Here is a 24069-nt window from a genome sequence, read left to right as displayed (position 1 = left end):
ATGAGTGTTTTATATCCGTTAATTCAGGCGCTGGTGCTGTTTGCCGTTGCGCCGCTGCTGTCCGGCGTTACCCGCGTGGCGCGCGCGCGTTTGCACAATCGCCGCGGTCCGGGCGTTTTGCAGGAATACCGCGACATTATCAAACTGCTGGGCCGTCAGAGCATTGCGCCTGCGGATTCCAGTTGGGTCTTCCGCTTGACGCCGTTTGTGATGGTGGGCGTGATGCTGACTATCGCCACTGCGCTACCGGTAGTGACCGTTGGCTCACCGCTGCCGCAACTGGGCGATCTGATCACCTTAATTTACCTGTTCGCCATTGCCCGTTTTTTCTTCTCTATCGCGGGACTGGATACCGGTAGCCCGTTTACCGCCATTGGTGCCAGCCGTGAAGCGATGCTCGGCGTGCTGGTTGAACCTATCCTGTTGCTGGGGCTGTGGGTAGCGGCACAGATTGCGGGTTCAACCCATATCAGCAATATCGCCGATACCATTTACCACTGGCCTGCTGCGCGCAGCATCCCGCTGATTCTGGCACTGTGCGCCTGTGCTTTCGCCACCTTTATCGAAATGGGCAAACTGCCATTCGATCTGGCAGAAGCAGAGCAAGAGCTGCAGGAAGGTCCATTGACTGAATACAGCGGCAGCGGTTTTGCCGTGCTGAAATGGGGCATTAGCCTCAAGCAACTGGTCGTTCTGCAAATGTTCGTTGGTGTGTTCCTGCCGTGGGGACAGATGGAAACCTTCACCGCGGGTGGGCTGCTGTTGGCGCTGGTGATTGCCGTCGTCAAGCTGGTCCTCGGCGTGCTGGTCATCGCCCTGTTCGAAAACAGCATGGCGCGTCTGCGTTTTTGCGCCACTTCACGCGTGACCTGGGCCGGTTTTGGGTTTGCGTTTTTAGCGTTCGTCTCCTTGCTGGTGGCGTGATTTAAGAGAGTTTGAGCATGTCTGAAGAAAAATTAGGTCAACAATATCTCGCTGCGCTGCATCAGGCCTTTCCGGGCGTGGTGCTGGATGAAGCCTGGCAGACCAAAGATCAGCTGACGATCACCGTCAAGGTGAACTACCTGCCGGAAGTGGTGGAGTTCCTGTACTACAAACAGGGCGGCTGGTTGTCCGTGTTGTTTGGTAACGACGAACGCCAGCTGTGCGGCCATTACGCTGTTTATTATGTGATGTCGATGGAGCAGGGCACCAAATGCTGGATAACCGTCCGCGTTGAAGTCGATGCCAATAAGCTGGAGTTCCCGTCCGTCACGCCGCGCGTTCCGGCTGCGGTCTGGGGCGAGCGCGAAGTGCGCGATATGTACGGTTTGATCCCGGTTGGCTTGCCGGATGAGCGTCGTCTGGTACTGCCCGATGACTGGCCGGACGAACTCTATCCGCTGCGTAAAGACAGCATGGATTATCGTCAGCGCCCGGCGCCGACTACCGATGCTGAAACCTACGAGTTCATCAACGAACTGGGCGACAAGAAAAATAACGTGGTGCCGATTGGCCCGTTGCACGTCACCTCCGATGAACCCGGTCACTTCCGCCTGTTCGTGGACGGCGAGAACATTATTGATGCCGACTACCGTCTGTTCTATGTCCACCGCGGCATGGAGAAACTGGCGGAAACCCGTATGGGTTACAACGAAGTGACGTTCCTGTCAGATCGCGTGTGTGGTATCTGCGGCTTTGCGCATAGCACCGCCTATACCACCTCCGTTGAGAATGCGATGGGCATCGTGGTGCCGGAACGTGCGCAGATGATCCGTGCCATTCTACTGGAAGTTGAGCGTCTGCACTCGCACCTGCTGAACCTCGGCCTGGCCTGTCACTTCACCGGTTTTGACTCCGGCTTTATGCAGTTCTTCCGCGTGCGTGAAACGTCGATGAAGATGGCGGAAATCCTCACCGGGGCTCGTAAAACTTACGGTCTGAACCTGATCGGCGGTATCCGTCGTGATCTGCTGAAAGAAGATATGATCCAGACCCGTCAACTGGCGCAGCAGATGCGTCGTGACGTGCAGGAACTGGTCGATATGCTGCTCAGTACGCCGAATATGGAACAGCGTACCGTTGGTATTGGTCGTCTGGATCCGGAAATTGCCCGTGACTTCAGTAACGTCGGCCCGATGGTTCGCGCCAGCGGCCACGCGCGTGACACCCGCGCCGATCACCCGTTTGTCGGCTATGGTCTGCTGCCGATGGAAGTTCATAGCGAGCAAGGCTGCGACGTTATTTCTCGTCTGAAAGTTCGTATTAATGAAGTCTACACCGCACTGAATATGATCGACTTTGGTCTGGATAACCTGCCGGGCGGCCCGCTGATGGTGGAAGGCTTTACCTACATTCCTCACCGTTTCGCACTGGGCTTTGCTGAAGCGCCGCGCGGAGATGACATTCACTGGAGCATGACCGGCGACAACCAGAAACTGTATCGCTGGCGCTGCCGTGCGGCGACCTACGCCAACTGGCCGACGCTGCGCTACATGCTGCGTGGTAATACCGTTTCCGATGCGCCGCTGATTATCGGTAGCCTCGATCCTTGCTACTCCTGTACTGACCGTATGACCGTGGTCGATGTACGTAAGAAGAAGAGCAAAGTCGTGCCGTACAAAGAACTTGAGCGCTACAGCATCGAGCGTAAAAACTCGCCGCTGAAATAAGGAATCGCCATGTTTACCTTTATCAAAAAAGTCATCAAAACCGGGGCACCGACATCGTCGTATCCGCTGGAGCCGATCGCGGTCGATAAAAACTTCCGTGGCAAACCGGAACATAATCCGCAGCAGTGCATTGGCTGTGCGGCCTGTGTGAATGCGTGCCCGTCGAACGCGTTGACGGTCGAAACCGATCTGGCCACCAATGAGCTGGCGTGGCAGTTCAACCTCGGTCGCTGCATCTTCTGCGCCCGTTGCGAAGAAGTTTGCCCGACGGCGGCGATCAAGCTGTCGCAGGAGTATGAGCTGGCGGTGTGGAAGAAAGAGGATTTCCTGCAGCAGTCCCGCTTTGCGCTGTGTAATTGCCGCGTATGTAACCGTCCGTTTGCGGTACAAAAAGAGATTGATTACGCCATTGCGCTACTTAAGCACAACGGTGATAGCCGCGCGGAAAACCACCGTGAAAGCTTTGAGACCTGCCCGGACTGTAAGCGCCAGAAATGCCTGGTGCCGTCTGACCGTATTGAACTGACTCGCCATATGAAAGAGGCCAGCTGATGAGCAATTTATTAGGCCCACGTGACGCCAACGGTATTCCGGTACCGATGACGGTGGATGAATCCATTGCCAGCATGAAAGCGTCGCTGCTAAAAAGCATCAAGCGTTCAGCGTACGTTTACCGTGTGGACTGCGGCGGCTGCAACGGTTGCGAAATCGAAATCTTCGCCACGCTTTCTCCGCTGTTTGACGCCGAACGTTTTGGCATCAAAGTGGTACCGTCCCCGCGCCATGCGGATATCCTGCTGTTTACCGGCGCGGTAACCCGTGCCATGCGCTCTCCGGCGCTACGCGCCTGGCAGTCTGCGCCAGACCCGAAAATTTGTATCTCTTACGGTGCTTGCGGTAACAGCGGCGGTATTTTCCACGACTTATACTGCGTCTGGGGCGGCACGGACAAAATCGTACCGGTGGATGTGTATATCCCTGGCTGCCCGCCAACGCCTGCAGCCACGCTGTATGGTTTTGCCATGGCGTTGGGTCTGCTGGAACAAAAAATTCACGCGCGTGCGCCGGGTGAACTGGACGAACAGCCCGCCGAAATTCTGCATCCGGATATGGTTCAGCCGCTGCGAGTGAAGGTGGATCGCGAGGCTCGCCGTCTGGCGGGATACCGCTATGGCCGCCAGATTGCTGATGACTATATGACGCAGTTAGGGCAGGGCGAGCATCAGGTGGCGCGCTGGCTGGAGGCGGAAAACGATCCGCGTCTGACCGAGATCGTCACGCATCTTAACCATGTTGTCGAAGAGGCGCGTATCCGATGAGTGAAACGGTGGTGTTCAGTCAACTGAGCCGTAAGTTTATTGATGAGAACGATGCGACGCCCGCTGAGGCGCAGCAGGTTGTCTATTACAGCCTGGCGATTGGTCACCACCTTGGGATCATCGATTGCCTGGAAGCGGCGTTAACTTGTCCATGGGACGAATATCTGGCATGGATTGCTACCCTTGCTGAGGGAAGCGAAGCTCGCCGGAAAATGGAAGGTGTGCCGAAATACGGCGAGATCGTTATCGATTTCAACCATGTGCAAATGCTGGCACGCGCGTTCGATGATGCGCGTGCCGTACAGACCCCGCAGCAGCAGGAGTGGAGCAAGCTGATGCTTAGCATGCTGCACGACATACACCAGGAAAGCGCCATCTATCTGATGGTGAGGAGACACCGTGACTGACGTTTTATTATGTGTGGGTAACAGCATGATGGGCGATGACGGCGCGGGCCCGCTGCTGGCTGAAATGTGTGCTGCAAATCCTCAAGGCAACTGGGTTGTCATCGACGGTGGTAGTGCGCCAGAAAACGATATTGTCGCCATCCGTGAACTGCGTCCGCAACGTTTGTTGATTGTTGATGCTACCGATATGGGGCTGAACCCTGGTGAAATCCGCATTATCGATCCCGATGACATTGCCGAGATGTTCATGATGACCACTCATAACATGCCGCTGAATTACCTGGTCGATCAGTTGAAAGACGACGTTGGCGAGGTGATTTTCCTCGGCATTCAACCGGACATCGTCGGTTTTTACTACCCGATGACACAGCCGATCAAAGATGCTGTTGATACCGTCTATCAGCGATTAGCCGGTTGGGAAGGACACGGTGGATTCTCCGAGCTGGAAGCGCCAGAAGAGTAAACCGTATCAGTGCCGGATGTGAACGACATCCGGCCTGTTTTCCCAGTGTATCCTCGTCATTCAATTGCCTGCTCAATAATTAATTTCCCCTGCATCACTGATACATTCACTGCCGTACCGGTCGGAAATCCAGCTTGTTCCAGCCAGTCGCCGTTCAGCGTGAGCGAGGCGTGCCGACTGATTCGTCGCGTGTAACCCGTTTTTGGATCTTCATGGCGTTTTCTGACATAGCTGACTTTCAAGCGACGTACCGGTTTGGTGATTACCTCTGCTGATTTACCCTTTTTATCAAACATGCACGCTTCCTTGTGGTGAACGGCCAGGATTAAAAACTACTGAATAAAATGCCAGTAAAAAAGGATGAGGGCAAACCTGAAACTGGAAGGACGATTCCACATCTGGAATGTAATAAATGAAATGAAAATATGTAATTCTGCCGGAAGACTGTAACCCCCTCCGGCAGATCTGTTATGCCAGATCGGCGCCGTTGCTGGCGATTACTTTTTTGTACCACCAGAATGATTTCTTGCGGGTGCGCGCCAGCGTGCCGTTGCCCGCGTCATCGCGGTCCACATACACAAAACCGTAGCGTTTGCTCATCTCACCGGTTGAGGCAGAAACCAGATCGATACAGCCCCAGGTGGTGTAACCCATCAGGGGCACGCCATCTTCAATCGCGTCTGCCATGGCGCGAATATGTTCGCGTAAATAGCTAATGCGATAGTCGTCATTGATCTCACCATTGGCATCGATTTCATCCTTCGCTCCCAGCCCGTTCTCCACCAGAAATAGCGGTTTCTGGTAGCGGTCATACATCATATTCATGGTGATGCGCAGACCAAGCGGATCGATGCCCCAGCCCCATTCGCTGGCCGCAATATACGGATTACGCAGCGACTTCACCACGTTGGCGGCGCTGGTATTGCCGGTGTTCATTTCCGCCGAGGCGCAGCGCGATGCGTAATAGCTGAACGAGACGAAATCGACGGTGTTTTTCAGGATGTCGTCATCTTCTGGGGCTTTTTCTATGACCACGCCTTTGTCGCGAAACACGCGGGCAGAATAAGCCGGGTAGGCCCCGCGCGCCTGCACATCAATAAAGAACAGGTTTTCGCGGTCTTTTTCCAGCGCGGTCCACACATCTTCCGGCTTACACGAATAAGGATAAAAATTACCGCCAGCCAGCATACAACCGACCTGGTTTTGCGGATTAATTTCATGGGCTATTTTAGTCGCCAGGGCGCTGGCTATCAGTTCGTGGTGAGCGGACTGATATTTCACCTGATCCTGATTTTCACCTTCTTCAAATACCAGCCCGGCGCCTGAAAAGGGGCTGTGCAGCATAATGTTGATTTCGTTGAACGTCAGCCAGTACTTCACCAGACCGTCAAAGGCCTCGAAGCAGGTACGGGCGTAGCGGGTAAAGAACTCAACCATTTTGCGGTTACGCCAGGAGCCGTACTCGGTGACCAGATGCATTGGCACATCGAAGTGACACAGCGTGACTAATGGCTCAATACCGTATTTTTTACACTCGGCAAACACGCTCTGGTAAAACGCTATGCCCTCTTCATTCGGCGTCAGCTCATCGCCGTTAGGGTAGAGACGGCTCCAGGCAATGGAAGTACGAAATACCGTAAAACCCATTTCCGCCATCAGCGCGATATCTTCTTTATAGCGATGATAAAAGTCGATCGCCTGATGGCTGGGATAAAATTCGTTATCCCGCAGCGCAAAGCGCTTTTCCTGACCCAGCTTGACGGGCATCCGATGTGTGCCGTGGGGGAGCATATCGACGGTAGTCAGTCCTTTGCCGCCTTCCCGGTATGCCCCTTCAGACTGGTTGGCGGCCAGTGCGCCGCCCCATAAAAATCCTTGCGGAAAAACAGACATAATTAACCTCAGTTCATACCAGTCAAATGCTGGCTCCATTGATATTGCCCGGTTGTGCGGCCTGGTTTTTTCTTGCCTGCGCGGCTGCATCTTCGACAGGGATATCTTCAAAGCCGAGAATCAGCGTTAATACAAAGGAAAGCACTACCGCCAGCGCCATCACGCCAAATACCCAAACGATAGTCATCGGATTGGCCGGATCGAAAAACTGGACGCTGGTGAACAGGCCAGGAGCTGCCATGGAGTGGCTTGCAAGTCCGGCCATTCCGGCAACGGCACCGCAGATAAAACCGCTGATAAGACTCGCAATCAGTGGTCGTTTCAGGCGGATCGCTACGCCATACAGCGCAGGTTCGGAAATCCCCGCCATGATGGCGGAGGCGGCTGCCGCTAACGCCGTCTGACGCAGTTCCGGGTTCTTGGTTTTCCATGCCACTGCCAGCGATGAACCACCTAACGACAAGTTGGCGCCGATTTCTGACGGCATCACCATGCCTTCTTTTCCAGTTTCGGCAATGGTCTGAATAATGGTTGGCGTAAAGACACGGTGCATACCGGTCATTACCAGCAGCGGCCACAGCGCACCCATAATGGCCACCGACAGCCAGCCGAGATAGCCGTGAATGGTATATACCAGCGCTGAAATTGCGCTACCGATCCAGATACCGATCGGGCCAATGATGACGATAGCGAGCGGCGCGGCGATCAGCACGATTAGCATTGGTTTAAGGAAGTTTTTGGTTACCGCCGGAGTGATGCGATCGACCCAACGTTCGATGTATGACAGGCACCAGGTCATCACCAGCGCCGGGATCACCGTGTAGGTGTATTTCACTGCCGTCACCGGGATCAGGGCAAACTCAACGTGCTCACCCTGCGCAGCCTTCGCCATCAGATCGATGAAGCTGGGATGCACCAGTACGCCCGCGATGGCGATTGCCAGCGACATGTTGGTTTTGAATTTGATAGCGGCCGACGCGGCGACCATCAGCGGCAGGAAGAAAAATGCGCCGTCACCGATAACGGTAAGAATGGTGAGCGTGGACGATCCTTTCTCCAGCACGCCGGTCATTTCGAGGATCATTGCCAGCAGTTTGAGCATTGATCCGCCGATAATTGCCGGGATCAACGGCGACATGGTGCCGATCAGCGCGTCGAGGATCCCCGCGCCAATCCGCTTCAGCGTCAGTCGGGGTTTGGTTTGCGGCTCAGCAGGCTGCATATTGGCAGGCAACAGGCTGACCACTTCGCGATACGCCTGCGAAACGGTGTTGCCGATGATCACCTGGCACTGGTTATCGCTACACACCACGCCAAGTACGCCAGAAAGCGTCTTCAGCGTCGCGCTGTCGACCTGCGAGTCATCTTTGATAACGAAACGCAAACGGGTCATACAGTGGGTCACTGCTGTGATGTTGTCGACGCCTCCCAGAGCCGTCACAACGGAGCGCGCCAGCGCTGCATAATTCTTGGACATCGGATTTAATCCTGTTTTATCAGTAGGGTACGTTATGTTTTATCCGTTTACGTTGGGTCGCTTTTCTGGGTTATGAAACGCAGATAGGAAACCGGTTCCACAAAATCATGTTTAAAATATGAGTAATGAGCAAGATTTAATTTTTATCATTTTTTGTAATTGTGACTCCGATCACCAGATGTCAGCGTCTGCGATTTAGCAGCAAGGACAGCGGCGAAATGGTGCAGTACACTGCGTCACATTGAGAGAATAGGGATGAGTAATATGACCACGATGCTGGAGGTGGCGAAGCGTGCCGGGGTGTCGAAAGCGACAGTTTCCCGGGTGCTTTCCGGGAACGGCTACGTCAGCCAGGAGACCAAAGACCGCGTGTTTCAGGCCATTGAAGAGAGTGGTTACCGCCCAAACTTGCTGGCGCGCAGTCTGGCGGCGAAAACCACGCAGACGCTGGGCCTGGTGGTAACAAATACCCTTTATCACGGCGTCTATTTCAGCGAGCTGCTGTTTCATACCGCGCGGATGGCGGAAGATAAAGGACGCCAGTTGTTGCTGGCTGACGGTAAGCATAGCGCTGAGGAAGAGCGCCAGGCGATCCAGTACCTGCTCGACCTGCGCTGTGACGCGATTATGATTTATCCGCGTTTTCTCAGCGTGGATGAGATAGACGATATCATCGATACCCACAGCCAGCCGATTATGGTGCTTAATCGACGCCTGCGGAAAAACAGTAGCCACAGCGTATGGTGTGATCAAAAGCAGACCAGCTTTAACGCCGTTACTCAGCTCATTGCCGCTGGGCATAAAGAGATTGGTTTTATTACCGGCTCGATGGATTCTCCAACAGGCTTGGAGCGACTTTCAGGCTATAAAGACGCGCTGGCACATCATGGTATCGCGCTAAATAATGATCTGATTGTTAAAGGGAAATGGACGCCAGCCTGCGGCGCAGCGGGTGTGGATACTTTGCTTTCGCGCAATGTCAATTTTACCGCGCTGGTGGCCAGTAATGACGATATGGCGATTGGCGCGATGAAGCAGTTGCACGAGCAAGGCGTGAGCGTTCCCGCACAGGTGTCGGTGATTGGCTTTGATGATATCGCCCTCGCGCCATACACTATTCCGGCGCTTTCCAGCGTTAAAATTCCGGTAACAGAAATGATTCAGGAAACGATTGGGCGTCTGATCTTTATGTTGGGTGACGGGGCGTTTAGGCCGCCAAAGACCTTCACCGGTGAACTCATCCAGCGCGACTCAGTTGCGCCGCCCGCTTCGCGCTGACGGCTGTCATTTGTCATCGTCACTAGTGACGATGACACGCCCTTCTTGCGTTCTTCAAAATAAAATTCCTTTAATAACAGCAAATTAAATTCTGGCACGATTTGTGAATGCTTCGGCAGATATTCTGTCATTGCTGGAGAAATTGATGAACCGTTTCATCATTGCAGACGCCAATAAATGCATTGGTTGCCGTACCTGTGAAGTGGCCTGCGTGGTATCCCATCAGGATAACCAGGACTGCGCATCGCTGACCCCTGAAACTTTTTTACCCCGCATTCACGTCATCAAAGGCGTTAATGTCTCCACGGCGACGCTGTGCCGCCAGTGTGAAGACGCGCCGTGCGCTAACGTCTGCCCGAACGGTGCGATCAGCCGCGATAAAGGTTTTGTTCACGTAATGCAGGAACGCTGCATTGGCTGTAAAACTTGCGTTGTGGCTTGTCCTTACGGCGCAATGGAAGTGGTCGTGCGTCCGGTTGTGCGTAACAGCGGCGCGGGTCTGAACGTCCGTGCAGAAAAAGCTGAAGCCAATAAGTGCGACCTGTGCCACCATCGCGAGGCCGGTCCTGCCTGTATGGAAGTGTGCCCGACTCACGCGCTGATTTATGTAGATCGCAATAAGCTTGAGCAACTTAGCGCGGAAAAACGCCGTCGCGCGGCGCTGGATTCCACCGCATCTTTGCTGTTCTGATATCTGAAAATCCGCGTAAAATACGGTAGTACTTATGCCGGATGGCGGCTTCGCCTTATCCGGCCTACTGTTCGCATCCCCGTAGGCCTGATAAGTATCGCGCCATCAGGCTAACCGGGATTGATGACTGCGGGAATAATCTAATGACAATAAACAACCACTCCGGCGTACAGTTGCGTATTCGCGGCAAAGTACAGGGCGTCGGATTTCGCCCCTACGTCTGGCAACTGGCGCAGCGGTTACAACTGCATGGCGATGTGTGTAACGACGGTGACGGTGTGGTTGTGCGCTTACAGGAAGATCCGGCGGTATTTATTGCGCAGTTACATCAACACTGCCCACCGCTGGCGCGCATTGACAGCGTTGAGAGCGAAGCATTCGCCTGGACGCAGCAGCCTGCTGATTTCTCGATTCGTCAAAGTACTGGCGGTACGATGAATACGCAAATCGTTCCGGATGCCGCGACCTGTCCCGAATGCCTTGTTGAAATGAACACCCCCGGCGAACGCCGCTACCGATACCCCTTTATCAACTGCACCCACTGTGGTCCACGCTTTACGATTATCTGCGCCATGCCCTATGACCGCCCGTTCACCGTGATGGCGTCGTTCCCACTCTGTGCGCAATGCGACAAAGAGTATCGTGACCCGTATGATCGTCGCTTCCATGCCCAGCCCGTTGCCTGTCCGGTGTGCGGCCCTCATCTTGAGTGGTTCAGCACGGATGATCGGGCGGAGAAAGAAGAGGCGCTGCAGGCGGCGGTATCGCGACTGAAAGCAGGCGGTATTGTGGCGGTTAAAGGCATTGGTGGGTTTCATCTGGTGTGCGATGCGCGCAATGATGACGCCGTCGCGCTGCTCAGGCTGCGTAAACACCGTCCGGCGAAACCGCTGGCGGTAATGCTGCCAGGTGATGACGGACTGCCCGAACCTGCTCGTCGTTTGCTGACTACACCTGCTGCGCCGATCGTGCTGGTGCAGAAACGCTATGTCGCTGCATTGAGCGAGGGCATTGCGCCAGGGTTAACGGAAGTGGGCGTCATGCTGCCCGCGAATCCATTGCAGCATTTGCTCTTACAAGAGATGAATTGTCCACTGGTGATGACCTCCGGCAACCTCAGCGGCAGGCCTCCGGCCATTACCAACGCCCAGGCGCTGGAAGATTTAAGTGCGATTGCTGATGGTTTCCTGCTGCATAACCGCGAAATTGTGCAGCGGATGGATGACTCCGTGGTGCGTGATAGCGGGGAAATGCTGCGTCGTTCCCGGGGTTACGTGCCGGATGCGGTCGCGCTGCCGCCAGGATTTCGCGACGTGCCGCCGATGCTGTGCTTAGGCGCGGATCTGAAAAATACCTTCTGCCTGGTGCGTGGCGAACAGGCGGTTATCAGCCAGCATTTAGGCGATCTCAGCGATGACGGCATTCAGCAGCAGTGGCGTGATGCGCTACGCCTGATCCAGAATATTTATGATTTTACGCCACTGCGTATCGTGCATGATGCCCACCCTGGCTATGTTTCCAGCCAGTGGGCCAGCGAAATGAATCTGCCAACCGAAACGGTACTGCATCACCATGCGCATGCCGCTGCATGTCTTGCCGAGCACGGCTGGCCGCTCGATGGCGGCGATGTGATTGCTCTGACGCTGGACGGCATTGGTATGGGGGAAAATGGCGAGCTGTGGGGCGGCGAATGTCTGCGGGTCAACTATCGTGAATGCGAACACCTTGGCGGCTTACCGGCGGTAGCGCTGGCGGGTGGCGATCTGGCGGCAAAACAGCCATGGCGCAATCTGCTCGCGCAGTGCCTGCGTTTTGTTCCTGACTGGCAGCGTTACCCGGAAACATCGGGGCTACAGCATCAAAACTGGAACGTACTGGCGCGCGCCATCGAGCGGGGAATCAATGCCCCGCTGGCATCGTCGTGCGGACGACTGTTTGATGCGGTTGCCGCCGCGTTGCATTGTGCGCCGGAATCGTTGAGTTATGAAGGTGAGGCGGCCTGTGCGCTGGAGGCGCTGGCATCGCAGTGTGCAGGTGTTGATCACCCTGTTACGGTGCCGTTTAATGGCAATCAACTGGACTTAGCAATTTTTTGGCAGCAATGGCTGACCTGGCAGACCGCCCCTGCAGAAAGAGCGTGGGCGTTTCACGACGCGCTGGCGTGTGGTTTTGCCACGCTGATGCGTGAGCAGGCCGAAGCGCGCGGAATTAAAACGTTAGTATTCAGCGGTGGCGTGATGCATAACCGCTTATTGTCGGCCCGTCTGGCGTTTTATCTGCGTGATTTTACCTTACTGTTCCCGCAGCGTTTACCGGCGGGCGACGGCGGGTTGTCATTGGGACAGGGCGTGATTGCCGCGGCGCGGGTGTTGACGCAAAAATAAAAAAAGCCCCGGGACTGGCGGGGCAAGAAAAACATGTCGGGGCATACCGACAAGTGGCAACGCACATCCATGTGCGTGAGGTTAATAAATCAGTAGCAGCGTTGCCGGGCAAAGTCGTAGGCCGGATAAGACGCGAAGTGGCGCCATCCGGCATCACAGACTTACACGGGCAACGTTTTCAGCAGCGCAAAGGCCTCTTTCATGCGGTCTTCACTGACGACAAACGCACACAGCTGGCCTTCGTCGTTCATCCCTCTTGCGACCATCCCCTGTGCTTCGGCGGCGATGTGCCAGTTCAGATCGCGGCGCTGGGTTTCCCCGGCCAAATGTAAAGGCAGTTCTGGCGTTTTGACTTTTACCAGCATGGCTGGAAGTTTCAATGGCGCATTGCCGCCGAGCAGGTTTTTCGCCAGATACATGGCGCTCAGCTGAATCGGCTGCAGGAACGGGAGCACCTGACCGTTAATCTCCGCACAGTCGCCGAGAGCATAAATGTCCGGGTGGCTGGTTTGCAGGTAGCTGTCGACGCAGACACCACGATTGATGTTCAATCCGGCGCGACGCGCCAGTGCGGTTTCCGGGCGCAGGCCGGTGGCGGCAATCACTGCATCGACTTCTACGTTGCGGCTACGATCGAGCGTGGCGCGAATACCGGTGCTGGTTTTCTCCAGACTCTGGAGCTGTGATTTCAGCAGCAGGTGTACGCCCATATCGGTCAGACGATGCTGTAAGCGACTGCTGACTTCCGGCGGCATCAGCGAAGCCAGAATGCTGGCGGCGTTGTCGATAAGCGTTACCGCTTTACCGGCACGACAAAAATCCATCGCCAGTTCACTACCAATCAAGCCGCCGCCGACAATCAGCACCCGCTGGGCGTCACGCAGTTGCGTTTCACAAGCGCGATACTCTTGTTGGCTGTTTAACGTGAGCATTAACTCACGTCCGGTAACCGGCGGTACAAAGGCTGAAGCGCCCGTCGCCAGCACCAGCTTGTCATACTGCCACTGCTTGTCCTGACTTTTCACTACGTGGGCATCGGCGTCGATGTCGGTTACCCAGGTATGTGGAAACAGGCGCAAATTAAACTGTTCGGCAAACTCCCCCGCCGACTGGCGGGTGAGGTCGTCTGCACGCTGTGACTGACTGATAACATGGCTGAGATCGGGCTTGTTGTACTCATCCATGCTGTCCGCGGCAATCAAGGTCAGCGGAACATTCGCATCCTGCTTACGGATATTTTTGACTAACTGGCGGGCGGCGAAGCCCGAACCAATGATGACAATGCCGTGACTCATTTTGCCTCCGTTGCCAGTACGTCGAAGACGTCTTTACCTAGTGAGCATTCCGGGCACAGGAAGTTGTCCGGAACTTCGCTCCATGGCGTACCCGGTGCAACGTCCTGCAACGGTTCGCCTTTCGCCGGATCGTAAATCCACTGGCACACGCTGCACTGCATGCTTGGACCAAGATCGGCGGCAGCCGCAGCCGCAGCGGCACACGCACAGGCTTCTTCCTGGGCGATGGCTTTCACGGTTGTTTCCGGCAATGGAGCCAGCGCCCACTGACGCGCGATTTCACGGCCGTGCTGGCGGCACAGTTCCAGTGCATCCAGGTCCGGACGCCATTTCGCTTTCAGGCTCAGTGACATCTCGAAACCTGCATCCTGCAAACGCGTGGACAAACGGTCTACTGCACCGCCGCTCCAGCCGTGCGAGCCAAAGGCGCTGGCACGCTTGTTACGAAAACGCAGGCCAGTCATCTCTTCCACCAGACCGGCAATTTTCGGCATCATCACGTTGTTCATTGTGGAAGTCCCGACCAGCACGCCTTTAGAGCGGAAGACGTTGGTCAAAACTTCGTTTTTGTCGCTACGGGCGACGTTAAAGATTTTTACCGCTACATTCGGGTCGACTTCGTTGATGCCCTGGGCAATCGCGTCCGCCATCATGCGGGTGTTGTTGGACATGGTGTCGTAGAAAATGGTGATGCGGTCTTCCTGATAATCCGCCGCCCATTTCAGGTACAGCTCAACGATTTGTGTCGGGTTGTCGCGCCATACCACGCCATGGGAAGTGGCAATCATATCGACCGGCAGGTTGAAGCCGAGGATCTCAGTAATTTTCGGTGTAACCAGACGGCTGAATGGCGTCAGGATGTTGGCGTAGTAACGCTGGCACTGTTCGAACAGTTCAGTCTGGTCAACTTCGTCGTTAAACAGACGTTCGTCGCAGTAGTGCTGACCGAAGGCGTCGTTACTGAACAGCACCGCATCGCCGGTCATGTAGGTCATCATACTGTCCGGCCAGTGCAGCATCGGCGTTTCAACGAAGATCAGCTGCTTGCCGTTACCAATGTCCAGCGAATCACCGGTTTTCACTACGTTAAAGTTCCATTCCGGGTGATGGTGGTGCCCGTTGATAGAGTCAATGGCGTTGGCGGTGCAGTAAATCGGCGTGTCCGGGATGCAGGACATCAGCTCGGTCAGCGCCCCGGCATGGTCTTCTTCAGCGTGGTTAATGATGATGTAGTCGATATCCGCGAGGTCAATTTCACTGCGCAGGTTCTGCACGAATTCACGACTAAACTTGTGGTCTACTGTATCGATCAGGACATTTTTTTCTTCACGGATGAGATAGCTGTTGTAGCTGCTGCCGCGCAGCGTTTTGTATTCAGTTCCGTGGAAATCACGCACTTCCCAGTCACGTTGGCCAACCCAATGAATGTTATTTTTAACCAGAATAGACATAACAACCTCAATTAATTCAGCGTTTTTCAAAAAAGATGCTTTGCTAATTGCAGGTTGCGTGCCAACTTTTTATTTGTTTGATTTTAAAGGATTAGTTGTTTTGCCACCTATAAGGTGGTAGTCAAAGTGACTATATGTTTTATTGTCAATATGACAATATGAATTGTCAAAATGACAATGAGGTAGCCATGAGCTTTTCCGTAGACGTGCTGGCGGGCATCGCCATTGAATTACAAAGCGGTATTGGGCATCAGGACCGTTTTCAACGACTGATAACCACCTTGCGTCAGGTGCTGGAGTGCGACGCGTCGGCACTGCTGCGCTACGAGTCGCGACAGTTTATTCCGCTGGCGATCGATGGGCTGGCGCAGGATGTTCTCGGCAGACGCTTTACTCTGGAAGGGCATCCGCGTCTGGAGGCGATTGCCCGCGCCGGGGACGTGGTTCGTTTCCCTGCCGACAGCGATTTGCCAGACCCGTATGATGGTCTGATTCCGGGGCAGGAGAGTCTGAAGGTGCATGCCTGTATTGGACTGCCGTTGTTCGCCGGTCAAAATTTGATTGGTGCGTTAACCCTGGATGGCATGGAGCCCGATCAGTTCGATGTTTTCAGCGATGAGGAGCTTAGGCTGATTGCCGCGCTGGCGGCTGGCGCATTGAGCAATGCGTTGCTGATTGAACAGCTGGAAAGCCAGAATATGCTGCCAGGTTCGTCAACCAACTTTGAGCAGGTGACGGAAACCCAGATGATTGGCCTGTCGCCCAATATGATGCAGTTGAAAAAAGAGATTGAGATTGTGGCGGGGTCCGATCTCAACGTGCTGATTAGCGGTGAAACGGGAACCGGGAAGGAGCTGGTGGCTAAAGCTATCCATGAAGGTTCGCCGCGCGCGGTGAATCCACTGGTGTATCTGAACTGCGCGGCGTTGCCGGAAAGCGTTGCCGAAAGTGAACTGTTTGGTCACGTAAAAGGCGCGTTTACCGGGGCTATCAGCAATCGTAGCGGTAAGTTTGAAATGGCCGACAATGGGACGCTATTTCTCGACGAGATAGGCGAACTCTCGCTGGCGCTACAGGCTAAGCTGCTGCGCGTATTGCAGTACGGTGATATTCAGCGCGTAGGTGACGATCGCAGCTTGCGCGTGGATGTGCGAGTGCTGGCGGCGACGAACCGTGATTTACGCGAAGAGGTGTTGGCTGGGAATTTCCGTGCGGATTTGTTCCACCGGCTGAGCGTCTTTCCCCTTTCGGTACCGCCTCTTCGTGAACGCGGTGAAGACGTGGTGCTACTGGCAGGCTATTTTTGCGAGCAATGTCGGCTGCGGCTGGGACTGTCCCGCGTGGTGTTAAGCCCCGGTGCGCGTAGCCATCTGTTGAGCTACGCCTGGCCCGGGAATGTGCGCGAGCTGGAACATGCCATTCACCGCGCGGTGGTTCTGGCAAGGGCGACCAGAGCAGGGGATGAAGTGGTGCTGGAGACGCAGCATTTTGCCCTGCAGGATGAAGCGCCAGTAACACCGGCGGCGGAAGTTGTTGCGGAGATCCCACAGCATCACAACCTGCGTGAAGCAACAGAGTCGTTCCAGCGGGAGATGATCCGCCGGGCGCTGGCACAAAATAACCATAGTTGGGCGGCAAGTGCGCGGGCGCTGGAAACAGACGTCGCCAACCTGCACCGGCTGGCGAAGCGTCTGGGGTTGAAGGATTAGATAATACCGGCCTGATAGAAATCCTGTAGGTTGATAGCACCGGTGAGTTTACCGTTTTCATCGACCACCGGGGCGGCAGTGATTTTGCGCTTCATCAGGATCTCTTTGGCGTCAATCGCGCGGCTCTGCGCCTGCAGCGTAATGCCATTCTGGGTCATTGCTTCGCTAACCTGAGTGGTGAGCGCTCCGCCGCCAACCAGCCAGCGGCGCAGGTCGCCGTCGGTAAAGACCCCTTTCACCAGTGACTGGTCGTCGCAGACCGCGACCAGGCCAAGACCCGTGCGGCTGAGCTCCAGCATCGCGTCCATGACGCTGGTGGTAAGTGTCACCTGCGGGATGGCATCGTCACGGCGCATCAGATGATGCACTTTATTTAACAGACGAGCGCCCAGCGCACCTGCCGGATGCGAGCGGGCAAAATCTTCCTCGTTAAAGCCGCGCGCCTGCATTACGGCGATTGCCAGCGCATCGCCCATCATCAACGTATTTACGGTACTGGACGTCGGTGCCAGGCGCATCGGACAGGCTTCGCGCTCAACGGAAATATCCAGCACGGCTTTGGCGGCCAGGCCTAACGGTGAGGTCGGTTTTCCGGTCATTGCCAGCAGGGCGACGGATTTGTCTTCCAGGCGCGGAATGATGAGATCCAGCTCTTTCGCACCGCCGGAGTAGGAGATAAACAGCATGACATCACGGCTTTCGATCATCCCTAAGTCACCGTGCAGCGCTTCCGCCGGATGCACAAAAAAGGCAGGCGTGCCGGTACTGGCGAGGGTCGCCGCAATTTTTTTGCCAATATGACCTGATTTACCAATACCGGAGACAATGACTTTGCCTTCACAGTGGATGATAGTATTGGCGGCGCGGACAAAATCATCGCCCAGTCGCTCAGGCAAACGGCTGGCTTCCTGTAGTTCCAGCATTAACGTCTGACGGCCCGCGTTCAGTAGTGCATCACTCATTGGTTTCTCCGGTTATGATCACTTCAATCCCTTTTGCTTCCAGCGCCTGACGAAATGCAGGGTCGATACCTGCATCGGTAATCAGCTTGTCGACGCTTTCCAGACTGCATACAACATTAGGACTTTTGCGCCCAAATTTTGACGAGTCAGCCATCAGAATCACTTCGCGAGCGGCATTACACATCGCTTTACTGACGCTAAACACCTCATTAAAAGTGGTCACGCCGGCATTGAGGTCAATGCCGTCGGTGCCCATGAAGAGTTTATCAAAGCTGAACTGCTCAAAGGCGTTTTCTGCCAGCTGACCGTGAAATGACGCAGATTTTTTGCGAAAGGTCCCGCCCGGCATCAGGATGGTTTGCTCGTTGTCCAGTTCCGAAAGAGCGTTAACAATGTGCAGACTGTTGGTCATGACGGTGATATTGCTAAAGCGCGTGAGCATCGGCACCATCTGCAGTACGGTGCTGCCTGCATCCAGAATAATAGAGTCGCCATCGTGTATAAAACGGACGGCAGCTTCGGCAATCTGCTCTTTTTTATGCGTATTAATTAGCGTTTTGTGATCGATTGGCGGATCGGATTCGTCTTTATTTAATACCACGCCGCCATAGGTACGAATGACGGTTCCGGCGTTCTCCAGAATGACCAGGTCTTTGCGAATGGTCGTGCCAGTCGTGTCAAAGTAGTGGGCCAGTTCTTCAACCGAGCATTTTCCCTGCTTTTGCAGGTGCTCCAATATGGCAGCCTGACGCTGACGAGGTTTCATAGGCGTGATTACCCTGACTTATGTATTTACCCGTCATACTTCAAGCTGCATGTGCGTTGGTCTTCCTGCAACTCGAATTATTTGGGGTATAGGTTGCAAAATGATAATTTCGCAAGCTATTAGCATTCACAACGAAATTACCCATGTTTCAGTTTAAGCGCCAATGATAGTGCATTCTGTGCTAACGGATCATGGGGAAAGATCACATCAGGCTGTAAATCATCAAGATGTTTGCCGGTTATCGTGGCAATTTTGCCGGGTCTGGCGAATACCGTAAGACCTTTCATAAATAACGTGTCGGTCACCCGCTGCTGCTCATTTAGCGCGATGGCGACTACCACGCGCGGTTTAAAACGCCCACCGGAGCGACCAACACCAACCCGACCCTGTTGGCAAAGCCTATCAAACGCCCGGTTAAAGCGGGATATTTGCCAGCCACCAAGCGCCAGTTGTAGACACCAGGCGATAGCGGCGACGGTAATCAGTGCGGAAACCATTTTGTACTCCTTTGATTTTGCCGGATAAGCGCAGACGCCATCCGGCAATTCAACATTAAAACATCACCTGACCGCCGGTGACGTTGATGGACTGCCCGGTACAGTAAGAGGCTTTCGGACTGGCGTAAAACAGCAGCATGTTTAGCACGTCCTGATAATCGCAGCCGCGCTTAAGCGGAACCTTATCAATGTAGTACTGCTCAACTTCATCTGGCTTAAGGCCAAGTTTGGTTGCATATTGCGGTAATAACGACTGGAACATCGGTGATTTCAACAGATTGCCGAGCATCAGTGAATGCACGGTAATGCCGTATTCCGCCAGATCCAGCGCCAGTGACTGGGTTAAGCCCACGCCGCCAAATTTTGCCGCGCTGTAGCCTGAATTGTGTTTGCTGCCCACTTTCCCTGATTTTGAGTTGATCTGGATAATGCGTCCCTGCACGCCATCGCGGATCATCAGGCGTGAGAATTCACGTGCACAGAGGAAGTAGCCAACCAGATTGACCTGCAGCGAGCGGTCGAAATCCCCAAGCTGAAAGTCGCTGATAAACGCGGCTTTAGCGATACCCGCGCTGTAAACCAGCAGATCAACACGACCGAATATTTCATCCACTCCGCGCGACAGCGCCAGCACGCTCTGTTCGCTGGTGGCATCTGCGCCAAAACCGTAGGCGGTGCCTTCGCCAAACTCGGCGTTAATTTCTTGCGCCACGTTGGCGGCTTTATCGCTTTGAATATCCACCACCGCGACGCGGTATCCTTCTGTCGCAAGCCCACGGCAAAGGAATGCCCCAAGGGTCTGGCCTCCACCAATGACAACGGCAACCTGATTCATCTTTATCTCCTTCAATCTTAAGCAACAAACTTCAAAATACAGCCCGGCGCAATACCGTCCGGTACGGGACCTGCAACGTGTACGGTACCGGGGAATTCCGCTTCACTCAGTCCGTCAAAGCGCAGAGTGATATGCCCGAGTTCACGTAAGTTTTGTTCCGCCACGCTGCCAACGGCGGTGACTGGGTAGTGATGCTGGCCTAGTTCAAACTGGATCCCAGCTTGCAACGAACCGTTCAGCTCGCCGTGGCAATGGATGAAGCAAAACCCCTCGATATCCGCGGGCGCGCCTTCACGAAAGGTAATCAGCATCTGGTCGCACAGTGCATCCGGGGCGCTCTGGCCGATACGGGTGATGGTGGTTTGATAAATCACGGTCATTTTTGAGTGCCTCTTATTGGTAAATAAAGCCGGAAACAAACCAGGCGATGAGAACGGTTGGCGCGCCGGTCAGAAAGCGGCTCACCAGAACAGATGGCACGCCGACGCGGACCGTGTCCTGACGCGCTTCGGCCAGCGACAGCCCGACAGGAATAAAGTCGCATGCAGCCTGGGCGTTAATGGCGAACAGGGCAGGTAGCGCCAGATGTGGGGGAATATTCCCCAAACCAATCTGTACACCGATTAGCACGCCGATAACCTGGGCGATAACCGCACCGGGGCCGAGGAAAGGCGACAGCAGTGGGAAAGAGCAGATCAGTGCCAGCGTGACCAGTCCCAGCGGATGGCTGGCCAGTGGTGCGAGTCCATGGGCGATCCAGTCTCCCAGACCCGAAGCCATAATGATGCCGATCAGTGCTGAGACGAACGCCATAAATGGCAAAATAGTTTTCAGGACGGTATCAATAGTGTCGCGCCCGGCCTGGAACAGAACCGCAACGGCTGAACCCATGCCCATCCCCACTTTTGCCAACAGACCATCACTTTGCTCGGTAATTTTCTTGCTGGTGTCGTAATCGCGTCCCATGCTGCTGCTTGCGGGCGTTGGCGTGGCGGACGCTTCGCCGACAACAGTAATGTTTTCTTCTTTTACGCCAGAGACATAGATATCTTCGACAATATACTGAGCCAGTGGGCCGGATTTACCCGTAGCGTGAATATTCACCGTCGGTATACGACGTTTGGGATAGATCCCACAGCGCAGCGTGCCGCCGCAGTCGATGATCGCCACACCAATTTCGCTCTCCGGCGGCTCGCCCTCTTTGAAGCCATCAACGGCCTGCCAGCCGGTCAGGCTTGCTATCCTGTCGACGATCGCGGGGCGAGTTCCTGCGGTGATATAGACAATTTTCTTGCCCGGAACGGCATCCAGTTCAAGCGGGCCACCCCAGCCGCCGGTGCCTTTTTCAATACGAATACGTGTCATGATGTTGCTCCCGCCAGATGTACCTTCTGCTCAAGTTGAATGCCCATTTTTTTCTCGAAGATAGTGGTGGTGAAATCGGTCACCCAGCCACGGAAGAAGTTGGTCACCAGACCGACCAGCAAATAGCTCACCGCCAGTGGGCCAAGCGGAAGCCCCAGCGTGGTCAGTCCGCTGGCGATCCCCAGATAGACGAACAGTTCGCCGGGGTTGATGTGCGGGAATAAGCCGTTCATGGAATGGCAACTGTAAGACGCGGCGGCGTAGTAACTGGGCTTGTATTTTTCTGGCATAAAGCGACCCAGACTCAGCGTCATTGGGTTACAAAATACAAATGTGCCGATGCACGGCAGTAGCAAATAGCGGGATAGCGGGTTTCCGGCGCAACGCTGGGCAAAACGTTCAATACGCTGCTGACCGATAAAGTTAATCAGCGCATTCATGATGACCAGCAGACTGATCAGCAGTGGCAGAATACCGGTCACCATGCCGGTAAACACTTCTCCGCCTTTCTGGAACAGCCCGATAAACCACTCAGCACCGAGTGTGATGGTGTCGATCATTATTCTCTCCTGTAGGGATTTTTAGTTATCTTGCCAAACGGTGGCTGATTTTAATCAGATTGAAAGATATAAAAGTGTTATTTTGATCTCAAAATAAAAGATAAATATTTTAATTTGAAAGTTTTTGCGTGAAAGCTCGCAAATGTGATGGTCAGAGATGAAAGGGGATGTAAATTCTGTGAAGGAGAGCGACTACCGCTTCCTTGTATGGCGGAGGATGCTTTACCATACTTCTCCCAGGCTGAATTTGTTTAATGGATGTCTCATGTTCAAGCGTCGTTATGTAGCGTTACTCCCCCTTTTCGTACTGCTCGCTGCCTGTAGCAGCAAACCTAAACCTTCAGAGACTCAAACGACTACGGGTGCGCCATCCGGCGGCTTCCTGCTTGAGCCACAGCACAACGTCATGCAAACGGGCGGCGATTTTGCCAATAATCCGAACGCGCAGCAGTTCATCGAGAAAATGGTGAACAAGCACGGCTTCGACCGCCAGCAGCTGCAGGAGATCCTGTCGCAGGCCAAGCGTCTGGACTCGGTATTGCGTTTGATGGACCGCCAGGCACCGACGACTCAACCGCCAGCCGGACCTAACGGCGCATGGCTGCGCTATCGCAAACAGTTCATCACACCTGACAACGTGCAAAACGGCGTGGCTTTCTGGAATCAATATGAAGATGCGCTGAACCGTGCGTGGCAGGTCTACGGAGTTCCGCCGGAAATTATTGTCGGTATTATTGGCGTAGAGACTCGCTGGGGCCGCGTGATGGGTAAAACGCGGATTCTGGATGCGTTGGCGACGCTGTCGTTTAACTATCCTCGTCGTGCGGAATACTTCTCTGGTGAGCTTGAAACCTTCCTGCTGATGGCGCGAGATGAAAGCGACGATCCGCTCGATTTGAAAGGTTCTTTCGCGGGGGCAATGGGATACGGCCAGTTTATGCCGTCTTCCTATAAACAATATGCCGTTGATTTCAATGGCGATGGACACATTAACCTGTGGGATCCGGTTGATGCCATCGGTAGTGTGGCGAACTACTTCAAGGGCCACGGCTGGGTGAAAGGCGATACGGTCGCGGTTCCGGCAAATGGTCAGGCACCTGGGCTTGCGAACGGCTTTAAAACCCAGTACAGCATTTCTCAGCTTGCTGCCGCGGGTCTGACGCCGCAGCAGTCGTTGGGTAATCATCAGCAGGCCAGCCTGCTGCGCCTGGATATTGGCACGGGTTATCAGTACTGGTACGGACTGCCGAACTTCTACACGATTACCCGCTATAACCACAGCACGCATTACGCGATGGCAGTCTGGCAGTTAGGTCAGGCGGTGGCGCTGGCGCGCGTACAGTAATCGCTCCACCGGCCTACCGGAAGATATCTCTGGTAGGCCGGATAAGATGTCCTGGCATCGCCATCCGGCAGGTCTTATTTGTGCAACGGAGCAATTTTTGGAATCCCCCTCGTAAAACGTTCTCCCCATCCCCACATTGGTCATGAAAGTGCTATCTTGTCCGGCATATTTTTTTAACTGACAGAGGCTGAAATGACCGACAGTGAACTGATGCAGTTAAGCGAGCAGGTTGGCCTGGCGCTGAAAGCGCGCGGGGCAACCGTGACGACGGCGGAATCCTGCACCGGCGGCTGGGTAGCCAAAGCGATTACGGATATTGCCGGAAGCTCCGCCTGGTTTGAACGTGGGTTTGTGACCTACAGCAATGAAGCCAAAGCGCAGATGATTGGCGTGCGCGAAGAGACGCTGGCCCAACATGGCGCGGTGAGTGAGCCTGTGGTGGTGGAGATGGCGATAGGCGCGTTAAAAGCCGCCCGTGCGCATTTTGCTGTTTCGATAAGCGGTATTGCGGGGCCGGATGGCGGTAGCGAAGAAAAACCTGTGGGAACGGTATGGTTTGCCTTTGCCAGCGCGAGCGGCGAGGGGATTACCCGCCGGGAATGCTTTAGCGGCGATCGCGATGCGGTCCGTCGGCAGGCAACCGCCTACGCGTTACAAACCCTGTGGCAACAATTTCTACAAAATACTTGATACTGTATGAGCATACAGTATAATTGCCTCA

At 54.6% G+C, this 24069-nt stretch carries 24 protein-coding genes; 12 read left to right on the top strand and 12 right to left on the bottom strand.

Going from position 1 to position 24069, the window contains the following annotated elements:
• Genes G4551_RS18435 through hycI form a run of 6 tightly spaced genes read left to right on the top strand, consistent with a single transcriptional unit; the run spans position 1 to position 4840 of the window.
• Positions 1 to 924 (top strand): respiratory chain complex I subunit 1 family protein, encoded by a 924-nt coding sequence (locus G4551_RS18435; protein ID WP_003840266.1) that lies wholly within the window; start codon positions 1 to 3, stop codon positions 922 to 924.
• 17 nt (positions 925 to 941) lie between these two features.
• Positions 942 to 2651, top strand: coding sequence for a formate hydrogenlyase subunit HycE (hycE, locus tag G4551_RS18430; protein ID WP_003037393.1), 1710 nt, complete (start codon positions 942 to 944; stop codon positions 2649 to 2651).
• A 9-nt stretch (positions 2652 to 2660) separates the two neighbouring features.
• Positions 2661 to 3203, top strand: coding sequence for a formate hydrogenlyase subunit HycF (gene hycF, locus G4551_RS18425; RefSeq protein ID WP_003037391.1), 543 nt, complete (start codon positions 2661 to 2663; stop codon positions 3201 to 3203).
• Positions 3203 to 3970 (top strand): formate hydrogenlyase subunit HycG, encoded by a 768-nt coding sequence (hycG, locus tag G4551_RS18420; protein ID WP_003037388.1) that lies wholly within the window; start codon positions 3203 to 3205, stop codon positions 3968 to 3970. Before hycF ends, hycG begins: the two co-directional genes overlap by 1 nt.
• Positions 3967 to 4377: a formate hydrogenlyase maturation HycH family protein gene (locus tag G4551_RS18415; protein WP_003037385.1), complete on the top strand. Its 411-nt coding sequence runs from the start codon at positions 3967 to 3969 to the stop codon at positions 4375 to 4377. The genes hycG and G4551_RS18415 overlap by 4 nt, the downstream gene beginning before the upstream one ends.
• Positions 4370 to 4840: a hydrogenase maturation peptidase HycI gene (gene hycI, locus G4551_RS18410; RefSeq protein ID WP_003037382.1), complete on the top strand. Its 471-nt coding sequence runs from the start codon at positions 4370 to 4372 to the stop codon at positions 4838 to 4840. The genes G4551_RS18415 and hycI overlap by 8 nt, the downstream gene beginning before the upstream one ends.
• A gap of 56 nt (positions 4841 to 4896) precedes the next feature.
• Here the strand turns inward: hycI and G4551_RS18405 are convergent, their stop codons facing one another.
• The 3 genes from G4551_RS18405 to ascF all read right to left on the bottom strand — a co-directional run bounded on the left by G4551_RS18405 (position 4897) and on the right by ascF (position 8210).
• Positions 4897 to 5136, bottom strand: a complete 240-nt coding sequence (locus G4551_RS18405) for a SymE family type I addiction module toxin (protein ID WP_003037379.1) — start codon at positions 5134 to 5136, stop codon at positions 4897 to 4899.
• Positions 5137 to 5308: 172 nt separating this feature from the next.
• Positions 5309 to 6733 carry a 6-phospho-beta-glucosidase gene (locus G4551_RS18400; protein WP_003840261.1) on the bottom strand — a complete coding sequence of 475 codons (1425 nt, stop codon included), beginning with the start codon at positions 6731 to 6733 and terminating at the stop codon, positions 5309 to 5311.
• 22 nt (positions 6734 to 6755) lie between these two features.
• Complete coding sequence (gene ascF / locus G4551_RS18395; RefSeq protein WP_003840259.1) at positions 6756 to 8210, bottom strand: PTS cellobiose/arbutin/salicin transporter subunit IIBC; 1455 nt, start codon at positions 8208 to 8210, stop codon at positions 6756 to 6758.
• A 264-nt stretch (positions 8211 to 8474) separates the two neighbouring features.
• On the opposite strand from ascF, the gene G4551_RS18390 reads away from it, so the two are divergent.
• The 3 genes from G4551_RS18390 (at position 8475) to hypF (ending at position 12563) form a co-directional block, all read left to right on the top strand.
• Entirely contained in the window at positions 8475 to 9488 is a 1014-nt protein-coding gene (locus tag G4551_RS18390) for a LacI family DNA-binding transcriptional regulator (protein WP_003840257.1), read from the top strand.
• A 145-nt stretch (positions 9489 to 9633) separates the two neighbouring features.
• Positions 9634 to 10179 (top strand): electron transport protein HydN, encoded by a 546-nt coding sequence (gene hydN / locus G4551_RS18385; protein ID WP_003037366.1) that lies wholly within the window; start codon positions 9634 to 9636, stop codon positions 10177 to 10179.
• A gap of 143 nt (positions 10180 to 10322) precedes the next feature.
• Positions 10323 to 12563, top strand: a complete 2241-nt coding sequence (hypF, locus tag G4551_RS18380) for a carbamoyltransferase HypF (RefSeq protein ID WP_003840255.1) — start codon at positions 10323 to 10325, stop codon at positions 12561 to 12563.
• Between the two features lie 161 nt (positions 12564 to 12724).
• On the opposite strand, the gene norW is transcribed toward hypF, so the two are convergent.
• Together norW and norV are read right to left on the bottom strand one after the other, a co-directional pair.
• Positions 12725 to 13858 (bottom strand): NADH:flavorubredoxin reductase NorW, encoded by a 1134-nt coding sequence (norW, locus tag G4551_RS18375; RefSeq protein ID WP_003037362.1) that lies wholly within the window; start codon positions 13856 to 13858, stop codon positions 12725 to 12727.
• On the bottom strand, positions 13855 to 15309 hold the full coding sequence (gene norV / locus G4551_RS18370) for an anaerobic nitric oxide reductase flavorubredoxin (RefSeq protein WP_003840253.1): 1455 nt from the start codon (positions 15307 to 15309) through the stop codon (positions 13855 to 13857). The genes norW and norV overlap by 4 nt, the downstream gene beginning before the upstream one ends.
• Positions 15310 to 15497: 188 nt before the next feature.
• Here norV and norR point away from each other — a divergent pair, with 188 nt between their 5' ends.
• Positions 15498 to 17018 (top strand): nitric oxide reductase transcriptional regulator NorR, encoded by a 1521-nt coding sequence (norR, locus tag G4551_RS18365; RefSeq protein WP_003840251.1) that lies wholly within the window; start codon positions 15498 to 15500, stop codon positions 17016 to 17018.
• On the opposite strand, the gene gutQ is transcribed toward norR, so the two are convergent.
• The 7 genes from gutQ to srlA all read right to left on the bottom strand — a co-directional run bounded on the left by gutQ (position 17015) and on the right by srlA (position 22003).
• On the bottom strand, positions 17015 to 17980 hold the full coding sequence (gutQ, locus tag G4551_RS18360) for an arabinose-5-phosphate isomerase GutQ (RefSeq protein ID WP_003037353.1): 966 nt from the start codon (positions 17978 to 17980) through the stop codon (positions 17015 to 17017). The two genes, norR and gutQ, sit on opposite strands and share 4 nt — an antisense overlap.
• Positions 17973 to 18746 (bottom strand): glucitol operon DNA-binding transcriptional repressor SrlR, encoded by a 774-nt coding sequence (gene srlR / locus G4551_RS18355; protein WP_003037350.1) that lies wholly within the window; start codon positions 18744 to 18746, stop codon positions 17973 to 17975. Before srlR ends, gutQ begins: the two co-directional genes overlap by 8 nt.
• 137 nt (positions 18747 to 18883) lie before the next feature.
• Positions 18884 to 19243, bottom strand: coding sequence for a transcriptional regulator GutM (gutM, locus tag G4551_RS18350; protein ID WP_003037348.1), 360 nt, complete (start codon positions 19241 to 19243; stop codon positions 18884 to 18886).
• Between the two features lie 55 nt (positions 19244 to 19298).
• Entirely contained in the window at positions 19299 to 20078 is a 780-nt protein-coding gene (gene srlD / locus G4551_RS18345) for a sorbitol-6-phosphate dehydrogenase (protein ID WP_003037345.1), read from the bottom strand.
• Between the two features lie 17 nt (positions 20079 to 20095).
• Positions 20096 to 20458 (bottom strand): PTS glucitol/sorbitol transporter subunit IIA, encoded by a 363-nt coding sequence (gene srlB, locus G4551_RS18340; RefSeq protein ID WP_003840248.1) that lies wholly within the window; start codon positions 20456 to 20458, stop codon positions 20096 to 20098.
• Between the two features lie 13 nt (positions 20459 to 20471).
• Complete coding sequence (srlE, locus tag G4551_RS18335) at positions 20472 to 21443, bottom strand: PTS glucitol/sorbitol transporter subunit IIB (RefSeq protein WP_003840246.1); 972 nt, start codon at positions 21441 to 21443, stop codon at positions 20472 to 20474.
• Positions 21440 to 22003, bottom strand: coding sequence for a PTS glucitol/sorbitol transporter subunit IIC (srlA, locus tag G4551_RS18330; protein WP_003037339.1), 564 nt, complete (start codon positions 22001 to 22003; stop codon positions 21440 to 21442). The genes srlE and srlA overlap by 4 nt, the downstream gene beginning before the upstream one ends.
• A gap of 265 nt (positions 22004 to 22268) precedes the next feature.
• On the opposite strand from srlA, the gene mltB reads away from it, so the two are divergent.
• Positions 22269 to 23348, top strand: coding sequence for a lytic murein transglycosylase B (gene mltB, locus G4551_RS18325; protein WP_003037336.1), 1080 nt, complete (start codon positions 22269 to 22271; stop codon positions 23346 to 23348).
• 192 nt (positions 23349 to 23540) lie between these two features.
• Complete coding sequence (gene pncC / locus G4551_RS18320) at positions 23541 to 24038, top strand: nicotinamide-nucleotide amidase (protein ID WP_003037333.1); 498 nt, start codon at positions 23541 to 23543, stop codon at positions 24036 to 24038.
• The last annotated feature ends 31 nt before the right edge of the window (positions 24039 to 24069 follow it).

The sequence above is a fragment of the Citrobacter freundii ATCC 8090 = MTCC 1658 = NBRC 12681 genome (assembly GCF_011064845.1).
Taxonomy (GTDB): domain Bacteria; phylum Pseudomonadota; class Gammaproteobacteria; order Enterobacterales; family Enterobacteriaceae; genus Citrobacter; species Citrobacter freundii.
The sequence above is the reverse complement of the archived record's forward strand: the minus strand, read 5'-3'. Positions and strand labels throughout refer to the sequence as shown.